This window comes from Streptosporangium sp. NPDC006930, from assembly GCF_040635605.1.
Classification (GTDB): Bacteria; Actinomycetota; Actinomycetes; order Streptosporangiales; family Streptosporangiaceae; genus Streptosporangium.
In genome coordinates this window covers 1-14,948 of the sequence record NZ_JBEYID010000045.1, presented here as the reverse complement: position 1 = coordinate 14,948, position 14,948 = coordinate 1, and the positions used below count along the sequence as shown (strand labels likewise).

General features: G+C 69.4%; 13 protein-coding genes. 9 read left to right on the top strand and 4 right to left on the bottom strand.

Features of this window, described 5'->3' with window-relative positions:
- Positions 1-378: 378 nt before the first annotated feature.
- The 5 genes from ABZ664_RS38770 (at position 379) to ABZ664_RS38750 (ending at position 6,046) form a co-directional block, all read left to right on the top strand.
- Positions 379-2,010, top strand: coding sequence for an ABC transporter substrate-binding protein (locus ABZ664_RS38770; RefSeq protein ID WP_362522159.1), 1,632 nt, complete (start codon positions 379-381; stop codon positions 2,008-2,010).
- A 116-nt stretch (positions 2,011-2,126) separates the two neighbouring features.
- Positions 2,127-3,065 (top strand): ABC transporter permease, encoded by a 939-nt coding sequence (locus ABZ664_RS38765; protein ID WP_362522157.1) that lies wholly within the window; start codon positions 2,127-2,129, stop codon positions 3,063-3,065.
- The gene (locus ABZ664_RS38760; RefSeq protein WP_362522155.1) at positions 3,058-4,002 is read left to right on the top strand and encodes an ABC transporter permease; all 945 of its coding nucleotides are present in this window, start codon (positions 3,058-3,060) and stop codon (positions 4,000-4,002) included. Before ABZ664_RS38765 ends, ABZ664_RS38760 begins: the two co-directional genes overlap by 8 nt.
- A gap of 9 nt (positions 4,003-4,011) precedes the next feature.
- Positions 4,012-5,049 carry an ABC transporter ATP-binding protein gene (locus ABZ664_RS38755; RefSeq protein WP_362522153.1) on the top strand — a complete coding sequence of 346 codons (1,038 nt, stop codon included), beginning with the start codon at positions 4,012-4,014 and terminating at the stop codon, positions 5,047-5,049.
- Positions 5,033-6,046 carry a dipeptide ABC transporter ATP-binding protein gene (locus tag ABZ664_RS38750; RefSeq protein WP_362522151.1) on the top strand — a complete coding sequence of 338 codons (1,014 nt, stop codon included), beginning with the start codon at positions 5,033-5,035 and terminating at the stop codon, positions 6,044-6,046. The genes ABZ664_RS38755 and ABZ664_RS38750 overlap by 17 nt, the downstream gene beginning before the upstream one ends.
- 205 nt (positions 6,047-6,251) lie before the next feature.
- Here the strand turns inward: ABZ664_RS38750 and ABZ664_RS38745 are convergent, their stop codons facing one another.
- A complete protein-coding gene (locus ABZ664_RS38745; RefSeq protein ID WP_362522149.1) occupies positions 6,252-6,863 on the bottom strand; it encodes a hypothetical protein in 612 nt (203 codons plus the stop codon).
- Positions 6,864-7,361: 498 nt separating this feature from the next.
- Positions 7,362-8,168, bottom strand: coding sequence for an SAM-dependent chlorinase/fluorinase (locus tag ABZ664_RS38740; protein WP_362522147.1), 807 nt, complete (start codon positions 8,166-8,168; stop codon positions 7,362-7,364).
- A gap of 120 nt (positions 8,169-8,288) precedes the next feature.
- On the opposite strand from ABZ664_RS38740, the gene ABZ664_RS38735 reads away from it, so the two are divergent.
- Entirely contained in the window at positions 8,289-8,591 is a 303-nt protein-coding gene (locus tag ABZ664_RS38735) for a DUF3263 domain-containing protein (protein WP_362522145.1), read from the top strand.
- Positions 8,592-8,647: 56 nt separating this feature from the next.
- Positions 8,648-9,427: a trehalose-phosphatase gene (gene otsB, locus ABZ664_RS38730; protein WP_362522143.1), complete on the top strand. Its 780-nt coding sequence runs from the start codon at positions 8,648-8,650 to the stop codon at positions 9,425-9,427.
- A gap of 13 nt (positions 9,428-9,440) precedes the next feature.
- Here the strand turns inward: otsB and ABZ664_RS38725 are convergent, their stop codons facing one another.
- Both ABZ664_RS38725 and ABZ664_RS38720 read right to left on the bottom strand, forming a co-directional pair.
- On the bottom strand, positions 9,441-10,634 hold the full coding sequence (locus tag ABZ664_RS38725) for an MFS transporter (protein ID WP_362522141.1): 1,194 nt from the start codon (positions 10,632-10,634) through the stop codon (positions 9,441-9,443).
- Between the two features lie 82 nt (positions 10,635-10,716).
- A complete protein-coding gene (locus ABZ664_RS38720) occupies positions 10,717-12,141 on the bottom strand; it encodes a trehalose-6-phosphate synthase (protein ID WP_362522139.1) in 1,425 nt (474 codons plus the stop codon).
- A gap of 266 nt (positions 12,142-12,407) precedes the next feature.
- Between ABZ664_RS38720 and ABZ664_RS38715 the strand changes: the two genes are divergently transcribed.
- Together ABZ664_RS38715 and ABZ664_RS38710 are read left to right on the top strand one after the other, a co-directional pair.
- On the top strand, positions 12,408-12,965 hold the full coding sequence (locus ABZ664_RS38715) for an RNA polymerase sigma factor (protein ID WP_350950281.1): 558 nt from the start codon (positions 12,408-12,410) through the stop codon (positions 12,963-12,965).
- A gap of 295 nt (positions 12,966-13,260) precedes the next feature.
- Positions 13,261-14,805: a S1 family peptidase gene (locus tag ABZ664_RS38710; protein ID WP_362522137.1), complete on the top strand. Its 1,545-nt coding sequence runs from the start codon at positions 13,261-13,263 to the stop codon at positions 14,803-14,805.
- The last annotated feature ends 143 nt before the right edge of the window (positions 14,806-14,948 follow it).

Sequence of the window (14,948 nt, the reverse complement as noted above, 5' to 3'; positions counted from 1 at the left end):
CCCTTCGCGGTCAGGTCAGCGCAGGCCCAGGTCAGGGTCATGGGAGGGCAACGGATGCGATCAGTGTCGGCGCGGGGGTATTTTGGCGTGACCGTTCACGTCCTACGTGTGCCTGGATGTCGTTTTCATGTACATCCGAGGTCTTGGTCTCGTTGAGTTGACAGGCATATGACATCGAGTCAGTCAATGCGTGACCGAACTGCAACATCACAGATATAAGTCGGTGTGGAGCAGTAGGGGATAGTCGCGAGCGATCGGTGTGGCGTCAGCACCCGGACAACGGCAGCGGGAAGCAGGGACCACAAGATCCTCCTTCGCGGTGCTCGGGGTCACGGAGCTCAGTGTCGACGCAAGCCTGCAAAGGGAGGATTTACCGCAATGCGTGTTACCAAGAGTGCCCGGTTCACCGCCGGCGCCGCGTTGCTCGCCCTCGCGCTGACCGCGTGTGGTGGTTCGACGTCCCCGGACGGTGGGGCGGCAGGGGCCGACCAGCCCGTACGGATGGAGCTCGGTGAGCCGCAGAAGCTCTTCTATCCCGGTGACACCACCGAGTCCGAAGGCTCCGAGGTCCTCGCCGCCATCTTCGCCCCGCTGGTCGGCTACGACGAGAACAAGCAGGTCGTGGACGAGGTCGCCGAGTCGATCGAGTCGCCGGACAACACGGTGTGGACGATCAAGCTCAAGCCGGGCTACACCTGGCACAACGGCGAGAAGCTGATCGCGCAGAACTACGTCGACGCGTGGAACTACGCCGCCAACCAGGACAACGTCCAGGGCGCCAACGGCTTCTTCAGCCGGATCGACGGCTGGGCCGACCTGAACCCCGGCGAGGGCCAGACCGTCTCCACCAAGGAGATGAAGGGCCTCAAGGTCGTCGACGAGAGCACCTTCACCGTCACTCTCGGCAAGCCGTTCTCGCAGTTCAAGACGATGCTGGGCTACACGGCGTTCTACCCGCTGCCCAAGGCGGCCTTCGGCCCCGACGGTAAGATCACCGAGGAGTACGCCAGGAAGCCGATCGGCCAGGGCTACTTCCAGATCGACAAGCCCTACAACAAGGGCACCGACCAGACGATCGACCTCACCCGGTACGACGCCTTCGCCGGGACGAAGCCGAAGTTCGCCAAGCTCCAGTTCAAGCTCTACACGAGCCCGGAGACCGCGTTCAACGACCTGGCCGCGGGCAACCTCGACATCCACGACTCGCTGCCCCCGTCGGCGATCGCGAGGGCGAAGTCCGAGCTCGGCGAGCGCTACATGGACGAGGCGGACGCCGGCGTCGGCTACATCGGCTTCCCGATGCAGTACAACAAGACGTACGCGAACGTGAAGGTCCGCGAGGCCATCTCCATGGCCATCGACCGCAAGACCATCGCGGAGAAGGTCTTCTCCGGCACGCGCGCCCCGGCCGACGACTTCATCAACCCCCTCCTCGACGGCTACCGCGCCGGCGCCTGCGCGGCCTGCGGCTACGACCCCGACAAGGCCAAGGCGCAGTACGCGGAGAACAACGGTCCCAAGACGCTGGAGCTGGGCTACAACACCGACGGCCCGCACAAGGAGTGGATCGAGGCCGTCGCGAACAGCCTCCGCGCCAACCTGGGCATCGAGGTGACGGTGAAGCCCTTCGAGAAGTTCGCCTCGATCCTCGACGAGCTCGACAAGAAGACCTACGGCGGCATGTTCCGGATGGGCTGGGCGATCGACTACCCGTCGGCGGAGAACTACCTGACCCCGATCTTCTCCACCGTCGCGATCAAGACCGGCTCCAACTACGCCGGCTGGTCGAACAAGGAGTTCGACGAGCTTCTGTCCAAGGGTGACACCGCCTCGACGCAGGAGGAGGGCCTGAAGTTCTACCAGCAGGCCGACGACATCCTGATCAAGGAACTTCCCTACATTCCGGTGTACTTCTACCGGACCAACGCCGCGTTCTCCCAGCATGTCAAGGGCGTCAAGATCAACCTTCTCAACCAGATCGAGTGGGCCGAGGTCGAGAAGACCGGCTGACGAACGGCTGAGGGGGCGGGCGGGAGCCCTGCCCCACCGGCCGCCCGGAACGATCTCGCGGCACCGCGCGACCCGCCGGTCAGCGAGATCGTCCCGGGCACCTACGGGAGACACGAATGGGCCGTTACATCCTCAGGCGCCTGATCCAGTCGATACCGGTGCTGCTGGGCGCCACCCTGCTCATCTACGCCATCGTCTTCGCGCTGCCCGGCGACCCCATCGCGGCGCTGGCCGGCGAGAAGCGCATAGACCCCAACATCGTCGCCATCCTGCGCGAGCAGTATCACCTGAACGATCCGTTCCTGGTGCAGTACTGGTACTACATCACCGGCCTGTTCGGCGGTGACTTCGGCACCACCTTCGCCGGTGTCGGAGTCGGCGAGATCATGGCGGGCAAGTTCCAGGTGACCATCAACCTGGCGGCGACCGCCCTGGTGATGGAGGCCGTCATCGGCGTGGGGCTCGGCCTGTACGCGGCGCTGCGCCAGGGCAGGGCCGGCGACTCGATGATCCTCGCCTCCACCCTGGTGCTGATCTCCATCCCCACCCTCGTCACCGGCTTCGTGCTCCAGCTGCTGCTGGGGGTGAAGCTCAAGCAGGCGGGGATCGACCTCTTCCCCGTCGCGGGCGTGACGGAGGGCTGGCGCAGCTACCTGCTGCCCGGCTTCGTGCTCGCGGGGACGTCGATCGCCTACCTCACCCGGCTCGCGAGGAACAGCCTGGTGGAGATCCTGCGCGCCGACTACATCCGCACCGCGGTCGCGAAGGGCCTGCCTCGCAGGAGGATCGTCGGGCGGCACGCGCTGCGCAATGCGCTGATCCCGCTCGTCACCTATTTGGGCGCCGATCTCGGCGTACTGATGGGCGGCGCGGTGATCACCGAGACGATCTTCAACCTGCCGGGGATCGGCCAGCAGCTGTTCAGCTCCGTATATCTGCGCGAGCAACCCGTGGTCGTCGGCATCGTGACCGTCCTGGTGCTGATCTACATCCTGGCCAACCTGGTCGTCGACCTGCTCTACGCCGTGCTCGACCCGAGGATCCGCTATGAGTGACACCCTTGTCCCGGCCGGAGGGAAGACCGGGGGCCCCAAGCACGGCAAACCGCGCAGGGGAGTCAGGGGCGCGAAGGCGCCCAAGACCGCGAGCCTGTGGGGCGACGCCTGGTACGACCTGCGCCGCCGCCCGCTCTTCATAGGGGCGTCCCTCCTCATCGCCGTCCTGGTCGTGATGGCGGCGTTCCCCTCGCTGTTCACCTCGGTGAACCCGTTCGACGCCAGGAGCTGCCAGCTTGGCGACGCCCGGCTGGGCATGAGCGAGGCCCACTGGTTCGGTACGGACAACCTGGGCTGCGACATCTACGCCCGCACCGTCTACGGCGCCCGCAACTCGATCGTGGTCGGCCTGGCCACCACGATCGTCACCGCGCTGGTGGGCGGCCTGCTCGGTCTGCTCGCCGGGTTCACCGGCGGCGCGCTGGACACCCTGCTCTCGCGGATCACGGAGATCTTCTTCGCGATCCCGTCGATCCTGGGCGCCCTGCTCATTCTGGCGGTGTTCCGCACGGGCAACGTGTGGACCGTCATGCTCGCGCTCGCCGTGCTGACCTGGCCGATGACGTACAGGATCATGAGGGCGGCGGTGATCACCGCCAAGAGCCAGGACTACGTGCTCGCGGCGAGGGCGCTCGGCGCCTCCGCGTCGCGGATCATGTTCCGGCACATCCTGCCGAACGCGATCGCCTCGGTGATCGTGGTCGCCACGATCAACCTGGGCTACTTCATCGCCGCCGAAGCAGGTCTGTCCTTCCTCGGCGTGGGCCTGCGCTCGCCGGACATCTCGTGGGGACTCATGATCTCCGACGCGAGGGAGCGCTTCCTTGAGGCTCCGTGGGCGCTGCTCTTCCCGGCGCTGTTCCTGAGCCTGACGGTGCTCGCCTTCATCATGCTGGGCGACGCGGTCCGCGACGCCCTCGACCCGAAGCTGCGGTAAGGGGGAGCCGTGAAGAAGACCTCGACACAGGTGGTGCCCTCCAGGCAGGCGCCGGGCGGCGAGCCGCTGCTCGTCGTCGACGACCTGCACGTGGAGTTCGTGACCAGGCAGGGCGTGGTCAAGGCGGTCAACGGGGTCGGCTGCTCGCTGAACCCCGGGGAGACGCTCGCCGTGCTCGGCGAGTCCGGCTCGGGCAAGTCGGTGACCGCGCAGGCCATCATGGGCATCCTCGACTCCCCGCCGGCCCGCGTCACCCGGGGCGAGATCCGCTTCCGGGGCACGAACCTGCTCGGCCTGTCGGAGGAGGCCCGCGCCCAGGTGCGCGGCCGGCGGATCGCGATGATCTTCCAGGACGCGCTCTCCGCGCTGAACCCGGTGTTCACCGTCGGCGACCAGATCGGGGAGATGTTCCGGGTGCACCGGGGCGCCTCCAGGCGCGACGCCACCAAGAAGGCGATCGAGCTGATGGACCGGGTCCGCATCCCCGCCGCAAGGCAGCGGGTGCACGACTACCCCCACCAGTTCTCCGGGGGGATGCGCCAGCGCATCATGATCGCGATGTCGATCGCGCTCGACCCCGAGGTGCTGATCGCCGACGAGCCGACCACCGCCCTCGACGTGACGGTGCAGGCCCAGATCATGGAACTCCTCGGCGAGCTGCGGCGCGAGAGCGACATGGGCCTGATCCTGATCACCCACGACCTCGGCGTGGTGGCCGACGTCGCCGACAAGATCGCGGTCATGTACGGCGGGCGGATCGTGGAGAACGCCCTCGTACACGACATCTACCGCAGGCCCGCCCACCCGTACGCCAAGGGCCTGCTCGACTCGATTCCCCGGGTCGACCAGAAGGGCCAGGAGCTGTACGCCATCAAGGGCATGCCGCCGAACCTGCTCGACATGCCCACGGGCTGCGCCTTCCACCCTCGGTGCCCGTACCGTCAGGACAACTGCGTCGTCGACGTGCCCCCGCTGTACGAGATCGGCCCCACGCGCGCCAGCGCGTGTCACTACTGGAGGGAGGTCCTCGATGGCAGCCACGGGTGAGCCGATCCTTGAGGTTCGCGACCTGGTCAAGCACTTCCCGCTCACCCAGGGCATCGTCCTGCGCAGGCAGGTCGGCGCGATCAGGGCCGTCGACGGGGTCTCCTTCGACCTGCGCCGGGGGGAGACGCTCGGCATCGTGGGCGAGTCTGGGTGCGGCAAGTCCACGCTGGCCAAGCTCCTGATGGCACTGGAGCGGCCGACCTCGGGCTCGGTGAGGATCAACGGCCGGGAGATCGCCGACGCCAAGGGCGGCGAGCTCAAGCGGGCCCGCCGCAACATCCAGATGGTGATGCAGGACCCGTACACCTCGCTGAACCCTCGGATGACCGTGGGCGACATCGTCGGCGAGCCGTTCGAGATCCACGGTGAGGTCGCTCCCAAGGGCGACCGGCACCGCAGGGTCCAGGAGCTCCTTGAGGTGGTGGGTCTCAATCCCGACCACATCAACCGATACCCGCACCAGTTCTCCGGCGGCCAGCGCCAGCGCATCGGGATCGCCCGCGGCCTCGCGCTCCAGCCGGAGATCATCGTCTGCGACGAGCCGGTCTCCGCGCTCGACGTGTCGATCCAGGCGCAGGTCGTGAACCTGCTGGAGCGGCTGCAGGACGAGTTCGGCCTCGCGTACGTCTTCATCGCCCACGACCTGTCGGTGGTCCGGCACATCTCCGACCGGGTGGGGGTGATGTACCTGGGCAAGATGGTGGAGATCGGGAAGGACACCGAGATCTACGACCGGCCCGCGCACCCCTACACCCAGGCGCTGCTGTCGGCCGTTCCCGTGCCCGACCCCGAGGGGCGCGAGCGCCGTGAGCGGATCATCCTCCAGGGTGACCCGCCGTCTCCCGCCAGTCCGCCGTCGGGGTGCCGGTTCCGTACGCGCTGCTGGAAGGCCCAGGAGATCTGCGCCGTCGAGGAGCCGCCGCTGCGGGTCAGGCCCGGCACCGCGCACGCGAGTGCGTGCCACTTCGCCGAGACCCACGACGTGATCCACGCGTAGGAGGGCGTCGAGGAGACCGGCGATCCCCGGAAGAACGGCGGAGGGTCCGGTCCGCAGAGCGATTTCGCGGGCGGGGCCGGGAACGACGGAGGGCGCGGCCCCCACATGGAATTGTGGAGGCCGCGCCCTGCCCGCTTTACCGTAGGACGTCTTTACCGCGAGACGTCTTTACCGCAGGACACCCTCTGAAGGGACGTCCGTCCTGCTAGAGGATGTCGACGCCGACGCCGCCGATGCCGACAAGGCCGCCGATGCCGACGCCGTGGCCGATTCCGCTGCCGCTGCTGATGATGTTGCCGCCGCCGCCGATGGTGTTGCCGCCACGGCCGATGAGGCCACCGCCGAGGATGCCGCCACCGCCGAAGCCGCCGCCGCCGTAGACGCCGCCGCCGTACACGCCGCCCCCGTAGACGCCGCCGCCGTACACGCCGCCCCCGTAGACGCCGCCGCCGTAGCAGCCGGCCCCGTAGACGCCGCCGCCGTAGACACCGCCGCCGTAGACGCCGCCGCCGTACACGCCGCCCCCGTAGACGCCGCCGCCGCAGCCGGTGGTCACGGCGGTGGGGATGACGGTGGTGCCGTACGTGACGGTGCTCGTCGGGATGAAGGCGGGAGCCGCGCTGACGACGCCGACGCCGACGCCGCAGCAGTCGGCGGCCTTCTTGGCGGCCTTGGCCTGGGCGGCGGCCTTGACGACCGAGGCGGCGGTGACCTTGGTCGCGGAGCTGGTGGAGGACGTGGACGCGGAAGCGGCCACGGCCGGCGCGAGGACGGCGACACCGACGCACGCGGAGGTGATGAGAAGACGACGAATCATTGTGTTCCCCCTGGAAGGAAATCGTCGCGGCAGCGTATGAGGCCTTTTGAAAGGACCGTCTGCGCGCGGCTACTCAAAGTAACGGGAGTGAGACTATCCAGCGACATGCTTTCTGGAGGGTCAAGAATGGTCAGCTTGTGGTAATGATCGCGGATCCGTGATTGAACGAATAATGGCCGCTCGCTGTTTCGATCCGGGCGCGCCCGCTCTGCCGTACCCCTGTGGATTCCTTAACTGCCAGGTCAGCTCGTATATCCGGTGGAGGGCAGGCTGCTCGCGGGCGGCGAGGGTGGTGAGCCTCGACACCGCCGAGGTCGGAGGCCGGGCCGGGGGGAGCGAGAGAACGAAAAGGTGTCATTGTCCGAGGGAATGCGGACACGTCACCGGAATTCCGGCATGTGTATTTACAGCTGAAACGATCCTTCAGTTATAACGATAATTCGGTAAACGGTATAACGCGTCGGGAGACTTCGTCCCGAGCCGCTTTTGCTGTGCCTTTCATGGGCAGGGGGAGAGGCGTACGTGGGCTCCGGGCGGCAGGCCGAGCCGCTGGGAGGCGTCGCCCGAGTTGACCGCGAGTGCGACCAGCCCGGCCGAGTCGGTGAAGGCCACGATCTCCCCGGGCGGCACGGAGGCGAAGCTCTCCTTGAACGGCACCGAGAGCCGCCGCCTGCCCAGCCAGACCACCAGCGTCTCTCCCAGCGCGACGCCCAGCGTCGCCAGGTCGCCGGAGCCGATCGAGAGCTGGGCGTTGCCGTGCCGGTCGATCGAGAGCACCTCCCCCTCGACGCAGTCCTCCTGCAGCACGGAGGTGGGCGCGGGCAGCGAGACCAGCCGCTCCAGCGGGATCTCCTGCCCCAGCTCGGACGGGTGGCGCCCGATCGCCAGGTGCGCCGCGACGGGGGCGAAGAGGTCGCGCCCGTGGAAGGTCGGCGAGACCGGTTTCAGGAAGAGGTCCGTGTTGGACAGCTCGTAGGCGGCACGCGCGCCCCCGCTGGCGTGGATCGCCCACGACAGGAGCCCGTTGTCCGGGCCAAGGAACACGTGCTCGCCGGCCTCGACCGCCACGGCCCTGCGCGAGCCGCCGCCGCCGGGATCCACCACGGCGACGTGCACGCCGGAGGGAAGATAGGCGATCGTCTGGGCCAGGATCGCCGCACCGCGGCGCACGTCCCCCGAGGGGACCAGATGGCACACGTCGATGATCCGCGACTCGGGAGAGATTCCGACGATCACGCCGTGACATGCGGCGATGTAGCCGTCTTCCAGTCCGTAGTCGCTGAGAAGGCTGATGACAGAGGTCACATCAGGTGACTGTACGTCTCCACATCCGTCATGAACAGCGCGAAATTCCGGACTATCCTGACTTCGGGCCGCGCGTGCGCGGTGTGACCGCCGCGTGCCCCCCCGACGGAGGAGGAAGCAATGGACACCGCGCCGAGTTCCGGTGACAGTGCCGCTCCGGAGCCCGCGCAGAGGGCTCTCACCGACAGGGAGCGCGAGTTGCTCGCCTTCGAGCGCCAGTGGTGGCGCTACGCGGGCGCCAAGGAGCAGGCGGTCCGCGAGGTCTTCGACATCTCCGCGACGCGCTACTACCAGTTGCTCAGCGAGCTCATCGACCTCCCGGCGGCGCTCGCCCATGATCCGATGCTGGTCAAGCGCCTGCGCAGGCTCCGCGAGACCCGCCGCCGCGACCGTTCCGCCCGAAAAATGGGCTTGCGCCGCTGATCTCCGGGTACGACCGGTCGGGGCGGGCCGATCACGAGCGACAGGTTGAGGCGAGAATGACGACGAACACGTCCGAAGGGCTGAAGGCGATCGTCGCCGACCCGGCGGGGGCGGTGATCGGGCTCGACTTCGACGGCACGCTGTCCCCGATCGTCCCCGATCCCGCGTCGGCGAGGATCCACCCCGGCGGGGCCGAGGTGCTGGGCAGGCTCGGCCGTCTGGTCGGCGCCGTGGTGATCGTGACCGGCCGCCCCGCCGCCACGGCCGTCGAGTACGGCTCCCTGGCCGAGGTTCCCGGGCTGGTCGTGCTCGGGCACTACGGCCTCGAACGCTGGGAGGCGGGCACGCTCGCCGCCCCGCCCGTTCACCCGGGTCTCGACCTGGCCAGAGGTGGGCTCGTCTCGCTCGTCGAGGGGATCGAAGGGGTGAGGATCGAGGACAAGGAGCGGTCGGTGGCCGTGCACACCCGGCAGGCGGCCGATCCGTGGGCGACGCTCGACGCGCTGCGTGAGCCGGTCGCCGCGCTGGCGGCGGGGGCCGGGCTCGCGGTGGAGCCGGGCAAGTTCGTGCTGGAGCTGCGCCCGCCGGGGACGGACAAGGGGGTGGCGCTGAGCGCCTTCCTGGGTGAGCGGGCCGCTCGGTCGGTGCTGTTCGCGGGGGACGACCTGGGAGATCTCGCGGCGTTCGCGGCCGTGCGGGCCTCGGGTCTGCCGGGTGTGACGGTGTTCAGCGGATCACCGGAGATCGAGGTCGAGGCCGACATCGTGGTGGACGGCCCTCCGGGGGTGCTGGAGCTTCTCACCTCGATCGCCGACGCCGTCGAGCGCGAGGCGTAGGAGGAACGCCCGTTCAGGCCGGCTCGCCCACGGCCGCCGGGGAACGTCCGCCCGCGGTGACGAGCAGTCCCGCGACGGCGAGCCCGATCAGGGCGGGGACCATGAGGAACGCCCGCTGGGTGCCGAACCCGTCGGCCAGCGCGCCCAGCAGGAACGGCCCGATCCCCACCGCGAGCCCGGAGAAGATCGAGGCCATCGCCGACGCGCGGTCCCGCCGCCCGCCGGAGGCGGCCAGCACCCGCGACAGCGCCATCGGGAAGTGCAGCGCCACCCCCAGCCCGGAGACGGCGAGGCCCGCGTAGGAGACGACCGGGTTCGTGCTCAGCCAGAAGATCGCCCACCCGGAGGCCGCGACCAGGAGCGCACCGAGGAACAGTGCGGTCGGCGGGATTCGCAGGGCGAGCCACGCCCCGGCCAGCCGCCCGGCCGCCATCCCCGCGGTGAACGCCGCGACCGCGGTCGCGGCCACCGCCGCGGGCAGCCCGGTCTGGTCGGAGAACAGCTTGGCCGCCCACAGGTTGAAGCAGAACTCCATCGCGACGCAACAGAACAGCACGGCCGCCGCCAGGTAGAACCGCCAGCCGAAGCGGGCCTCGCCGTCCGTGGCGGCACCGTCGACGGCCTTCTCCGCCTCGGGGATCCGTACGCGACCCATGGTCAGCGCGAGCAGCGCGGCCAGCACGGAGGTCACCAGCAGCGCGGCGCGCCAGCCGAGGGCGCTCTGCGCGGCGGCGCTGACCACGAAAGGGACCCCGATGCCGACGATCACGCAGACGGCGTTGGCCTCGCTGATCGCCGCCGGACCCGCGGGACCGTGCCTGTCGTCGAGCGCGGCCATGCCCAGGTACAGGACGAGCGAGGCGAGCCCGCTGGCGACGCCGTACCCGAGAAGGGTGACCGGCAGCAGGGTGGGGGCCGCCGCGACCATGAGTGTGCCGACGCTCATCCCGGCCATCCCGGTCCAGATGGCGGCCCGGCGGCCGATCCTCCCGACCAGCCAGGGCAGGGCGAGACCGACGACGATGCCGCCGAGGGCCATCGCGGTCCCGTGCAGCCCGGCGACCGCCTGGGAGACGCCCTGGTCGAGGCGGAGCAGCGGGAGCGCGGCGCTGAGACCGTACAGGTAGGTGGCGAAGACGCCGAGCTGGAGGTAGATCAGCCAGGTCGCGCGGTCGCGGATCAGCCGGACGTGCGCGGTCGCGGTCAACTCGGCCCCCGTACCCTGAAAAAGTGAAATAGCAGCCAAAATTATCCCATGTAGGGATAAAGCTGCTTAACGGGCTGGATCGTCACCCGAGGGCGTCGAGCTGCTCGGCGAACCACCGGTGCGGGGGGAGCGCGGTCGCCGCGGCGGCGAGCAGGCCGCCTCTCCTGGCGCGCTCGGCCGAGGGCATCGTCAGGCCCTCGTGCAGCGCGGCGGCCGTGGCCGAGACGTCGTAGGGATTGACCGTGAGCGCGTGCTCGCCCAGCTCGGCGGCGGCACCCGCCTCCCGCGACAGCACCAGCGCGCTGTGCGGCGACAGGACCGGCCCCTCCTTCGCCACCAGGTTCATGCCGTCGCGGATCGGGTTCACCAGCAGCACGTCCGCCAGGCGGTAGGCGGCGAGCGAGCGCGGGTAGTCGTCGTCGACGTTGAGGATGAGCGGATCCCAGTCCTCGGTGCCGTACTCGTCCTCGATCTCCTTCGCGCAGCGCTGCACCGCCGCGGTGTACTCGCGGTATTCGGGCAGGTCGTGCCGGGAGGGGTAGGCGAAGGCGAGGTGGGTGACCCGGCCGTGCCACTCCGGGTAGGTCGCGAGGAACTGCTTGTAGGCGAGCAGGCCCCGCACGATGTTCTTCGACAGCTCCGTCCTGTCGATCCGCACGATCAGCCTGCGGTCGCCCACCTGGTCGCGGAGCGCGGCCATGTGCGACTCCACGTCGGGCTCGGAGGCCCGGGTCCACAGCGCCTTGCCGTCCACGCCCAGGCTGTGGGTGCCGATCCTGGTGGTCCTGCCCGCGTGCGTGACCGTACGCTCCCCGCGGTCGACCCGCGCCCCGAGCACCGTCTCGCAGCAGTCCATGAACGCCCCGCCCCAGCGGTCGGTGAGGAAGCCCGCGTGGTCGGCGCCCAGGATGCCTTCGAGGAGCTCGGTCGCCACGTCGTCGGGGAGCAGGCTGAAGTATTCCGGCGGGGCCCACGGCGTGTGCGAGAAGTGCGCCACCCGCAGGTCGGGGCGCTCCCCCCTGAGCATCGCCGGGGCGAGACTCAGGTGGTAGTCCTGCACCATCACCCGCGCCCCGTGCGGGGCCTCCTCGGCCAGCGCCATCGCGAACGCCTCGTTGTAGGCTTGGTACGACTCCCACTCCCTGCGGAACCTGGCGTCGAAGTGCGGCCTGTTGGGGGTGTCGTAGAGGAGGTGGTGGACGAACCAGAGGGTGGAGTTGGCGACCGCGTTGTACGCGCGGTGAAAGGTGGCCGGGGGGATGTCGAGCATCCGCACCGTCCCGGTGTCGTAGCCCGCCTGGTCGAGCCTGCCGCCGGGCGCGAGCCGCACGGCACCGCGGTCGCCGTCGGACAGCGCCGCGCAGACCCACAGGGCGTTGACGTCCCTCGCGACCTCCGACAGCCCGGAGACCAGGCCGCCCCCTCCCCTGCGCATGGACAGCGAGCCGTCCTCGGAGAGGGTGAAGGAGACGGGGCCGCGGTTGGAGGCCACCAGGATCGCGCTCATGAGATCCCTTCTTCACTGGCTGGGGACACGCCTGTTTTCGAAGGTTAACCGGCACCGCAGCGGGTGTCCTCGCCCTTCGGGTCAACGAAAGAACGGTGTTCAACGAATTGTGTCAGCTCTTGTCGGCAGGTGAAGTGATGAGGCCCGACGTATCACCTTTTTGGCGGCAAGAAGGGGAGGGCTTTGGCAGGGAGAAGGTGAGGGGCGCCGTCCGAGAGCCGGACCATAGGATGTCCAGCGACCGTGACCGCTGATGGGGGCCCGTGATGGCGCTGGACGAGACGACCGAGGACCTGGCCCGATCGGCCGCCCAGGGCGACCACCGCGCGCTCGGTGAGCTGCTGAGGCGGATCGAGCCCGCCGTGCTCAGGCACTGCGGCCGGATCCTTCCCTTCAGGCAGGACGCAGAGGAGGCCTGCCAGGACACCCTGCTCGCGGTGGCGCGCAACATCGGCCGTTTCGAGGGACGTGCCCGGTTCAGCACCTGGCTGCACATCGTGACCGCCAACTGTGCGAGGACCACCTACCGCTCGCTGAAGCGCCGCGCCGCCGAGCAGAGCTCGGACGAGCTGCCGCTGCAGAAGCCGGACGTCGCCCGGGTGAGCGTGATCGCCGGGTCCCGGCTGGACCTGCTCGACGCGATGGAGGCGCTGGAGGCCGAGAAGCCGGAGCTCGCCCAGGCGCTGGTGCTGCGCGACATCTGCCAGCTCGACTACAACGAGGTGGCTGAGCAGCTCCGGATCCCGCTGGGCACCGCGAAGTCGCGTATCCACCAGGCGCGCAAGTACGTCCAGGGAGCCCTGGGCGACGCCTACGGCTTCTGATCCCCGGACGCCCGGTCGCGGGGATCGACGAGGCGGGAGCGGCGTCGTGGCGAGGGGCTTGACCGGCTGGAACGGCACCCGGTGGATATATGGCCGGTTCGGACGGCACCGGGCCTGGCGGTCGGTCGGCTCGGGCGAGTGAGCGGCGGGAAGCGTTCGAGAACACCTTCCGCGTGGCGCGCGGCGTCGGCGGCCTTACCTGATCTAAAGTGGCGTTGCCCATGTCGCATGATCAATCGGTGACATGCGGTGATCTCCCCTCGTGCTTCATAGGCAGAGGTCGAGGAGAGACCACATGTTCCGCAGACACACTGTTATCGCATCGTGCGCCCTGACGGCCACCGCACTCGCCCTGGCGGCCGTGCCGGCCGGCGCCGAACGTCAGGCGGCGGGTACTCAGGCCCCGCACGCCACCCCGTCCGCCGACATGGCCGTGCCGGTCGTGTCGGCAGCGCTGAAATCGCCGCCGCCGGGCATGCTGGACGCGCTTGAGCGCGACCTCGGCCTGACCCCGGCCCAGGCCCAGGCACGCCTGCTCAACGAGCAACGCCTGACCCCGGTCGCACTGCAGCTGGCCAGGAGGCTCGGCCCCCATTTCGGCGGTGTCTGGCTCAGGGGAAACAGCGCGCACACACTGGTGGCGGCCACCACCAGTGCCGCCGACATCCCCGTGATCCTCGACGCGGGCGCCCAGGTCGAGATCGTCCCCAGGCCGCTGACGGAGCTCGCCACGATCAAGCAGAAGATCGACGAGGCCCTACCTCCGAAGCCGCTCGTGTCGAGCGCGCGCTTCGTCGACGTGAAGAGGAACAAGGTCGTCGTCCTCTCCCCGCAACCCGAGGACGCCCAGAACTTCATCGAGAGCGCGGGGGTGGACGAGGCGGCGGTGGTCGTGCTGCCCACCACCGAGGTTCCCCAGCCCCTGTACGACCTGGTGGGCGGCAACGCCTACTACATCGGCGTCACCACCCGCTGCTCGATCGGCTTCCCCGTGCTCAAGGGCACCCAGCAGGGTTTTGTCAGCGCCGGCCACTGCGGCAACCTCGGTGACACCACCGCCGGCTTCAACCGCGTCGCGCAGGGCATTTTCCAGGGATCGACCTTCCCGGGCAACGACTACTCCTGGGTCGCGGTCAACAGCAACTGGACGGCCACCCCGGCGGTGGACAACGGCGAGGGCGACACCGTGTCCGTCGCCGGCGCCCGGGTCGCCATCGAGGGGGCCTCGGTCTGCCGCTCCGGCTCCACCACCGACTTCCACTGCGGCCTCATTCAGCAGCGCGACGCCAGCATCACCTACCCCCAGGGCACCGTCTTCGGGCTGACCCGCACCAACGTCTGCGCCGAACCCGGCGACTCCGGCGGCTCGTTCATCTCCATCGACCAGGCCCAGGGCGTCACCTCCGGCGGCTCCGGCGACTGCAGCCAGGGCGGCACCACCTACTTCCAGCCGATCGGCCCGATCCTCACCGCCTACGGCCTGACTTTGAGGACCACCGCGGGCAATCCGCCGCCGCCGGTCACGGGCACCTGCACCGGCTTCCCGAACACCTACACCGGCACCCTGGCCGCGGGCGCGTCCGCCTACCAGCCGAAGGGCCTGTACTACAGGACGACCGCGAAGGGTCTCCACTCCGGCTGCCTGGACGCCGACGTCGGCACCGACTTCGACCTCTACCTGCAGAAGTGGAACGGCAGGAGCTGGACGGTCGTCGCCACCTCCGACAGCCCGGGACCCGACGAGAAGATCTCCTACACCGGCACGGCCGGCTACTACCGCTACCGGGTGGTCTCCTCGGCCGGCTCTGGCCCCTACACCCTCGGATTCAAGGTGCCGTGACACATTCCCGGACACCTTCCGCGGGCCGTGTCCGGCGCTGACCGGAAAGGGTGAGGCCCCCGCCGGGCGGGGGGGGACCCCGGGGCGGGCCCCCCGCGGGGGGCCCCCCGGCGGGGGCGGGGGGGGGGGCCCCGGCGCCCCGC

Coding starts and splice junctions, on each gene's coding strand:
- ABZ664_RS38745 (WP_362522149.1), bottom strand. CDS start 6,863: ATGATTCGTCGTCTTCTCATCACCTCCGCGTGCGTCGGTGTCGCCGTC.
- ABZ664_RS38720 (WP_362522139.1), bottom strand. CDS start 12,141: ATGAGCGCGATCCTGGTGGCCTCCAACCGCGGCCCCGTCTCCTTCACC.
- ABZ664_RS38770 (WP_362522159.1), top strand. CDS start 379: ATGCGTGTTACCAAGAGTGCCCGGTTCACCGCCGGCGCCGCGTTGCTC.
- ABZ664_RS38760 (WP_362522155.1), top strand. CDS start 3,058: ATGAGTGACACCCTTGTCCCGGCCGGAGGGAAGACCGGGGGCCCCAAG.
- ABZ664_RS38710 (WP_362522137.1), top strand. CDS start 13,261: ATGTTCCGCAGACACACTGTTATCGCATCGTGCGCCCTGACGGCCACC.
- ABZ664_RS38715 (WP_350950281.1), top strand. CDS start 12,408: ATGGCGCTGGACGAGACGACCGAGGACCTGGCCCGATCGGCCGCCCAG.
- otsB (WP_362522143.1), top strand. CDS start 8,648: ATGACGACGAACACGTCCGAAGGGCTGAAGGCGATCGTCGCCGACCCG.
- ABZ664_RS38735 (WP_362522145.1), top strand. CDS start 8,289: ATGGACACCGCGCCGAGTTCCGGTGACAGTGCCGCTCCGGAGCCCGCG.
- ABZ664_RS38750 (WP_362522151.1), top strand. CDS start 5,033: ATGGCAGCCACGGGTGAGCCGATCCTTGAGGTTCGCGACCTGGTCAAG.
- ABZ664_RS38765 (WP_362522157.1), top strand. CDS start 2,127: ATGGGCCGTTACATCCTCAGGCGCCTGATCCAGTCGATACCGGTGCTG.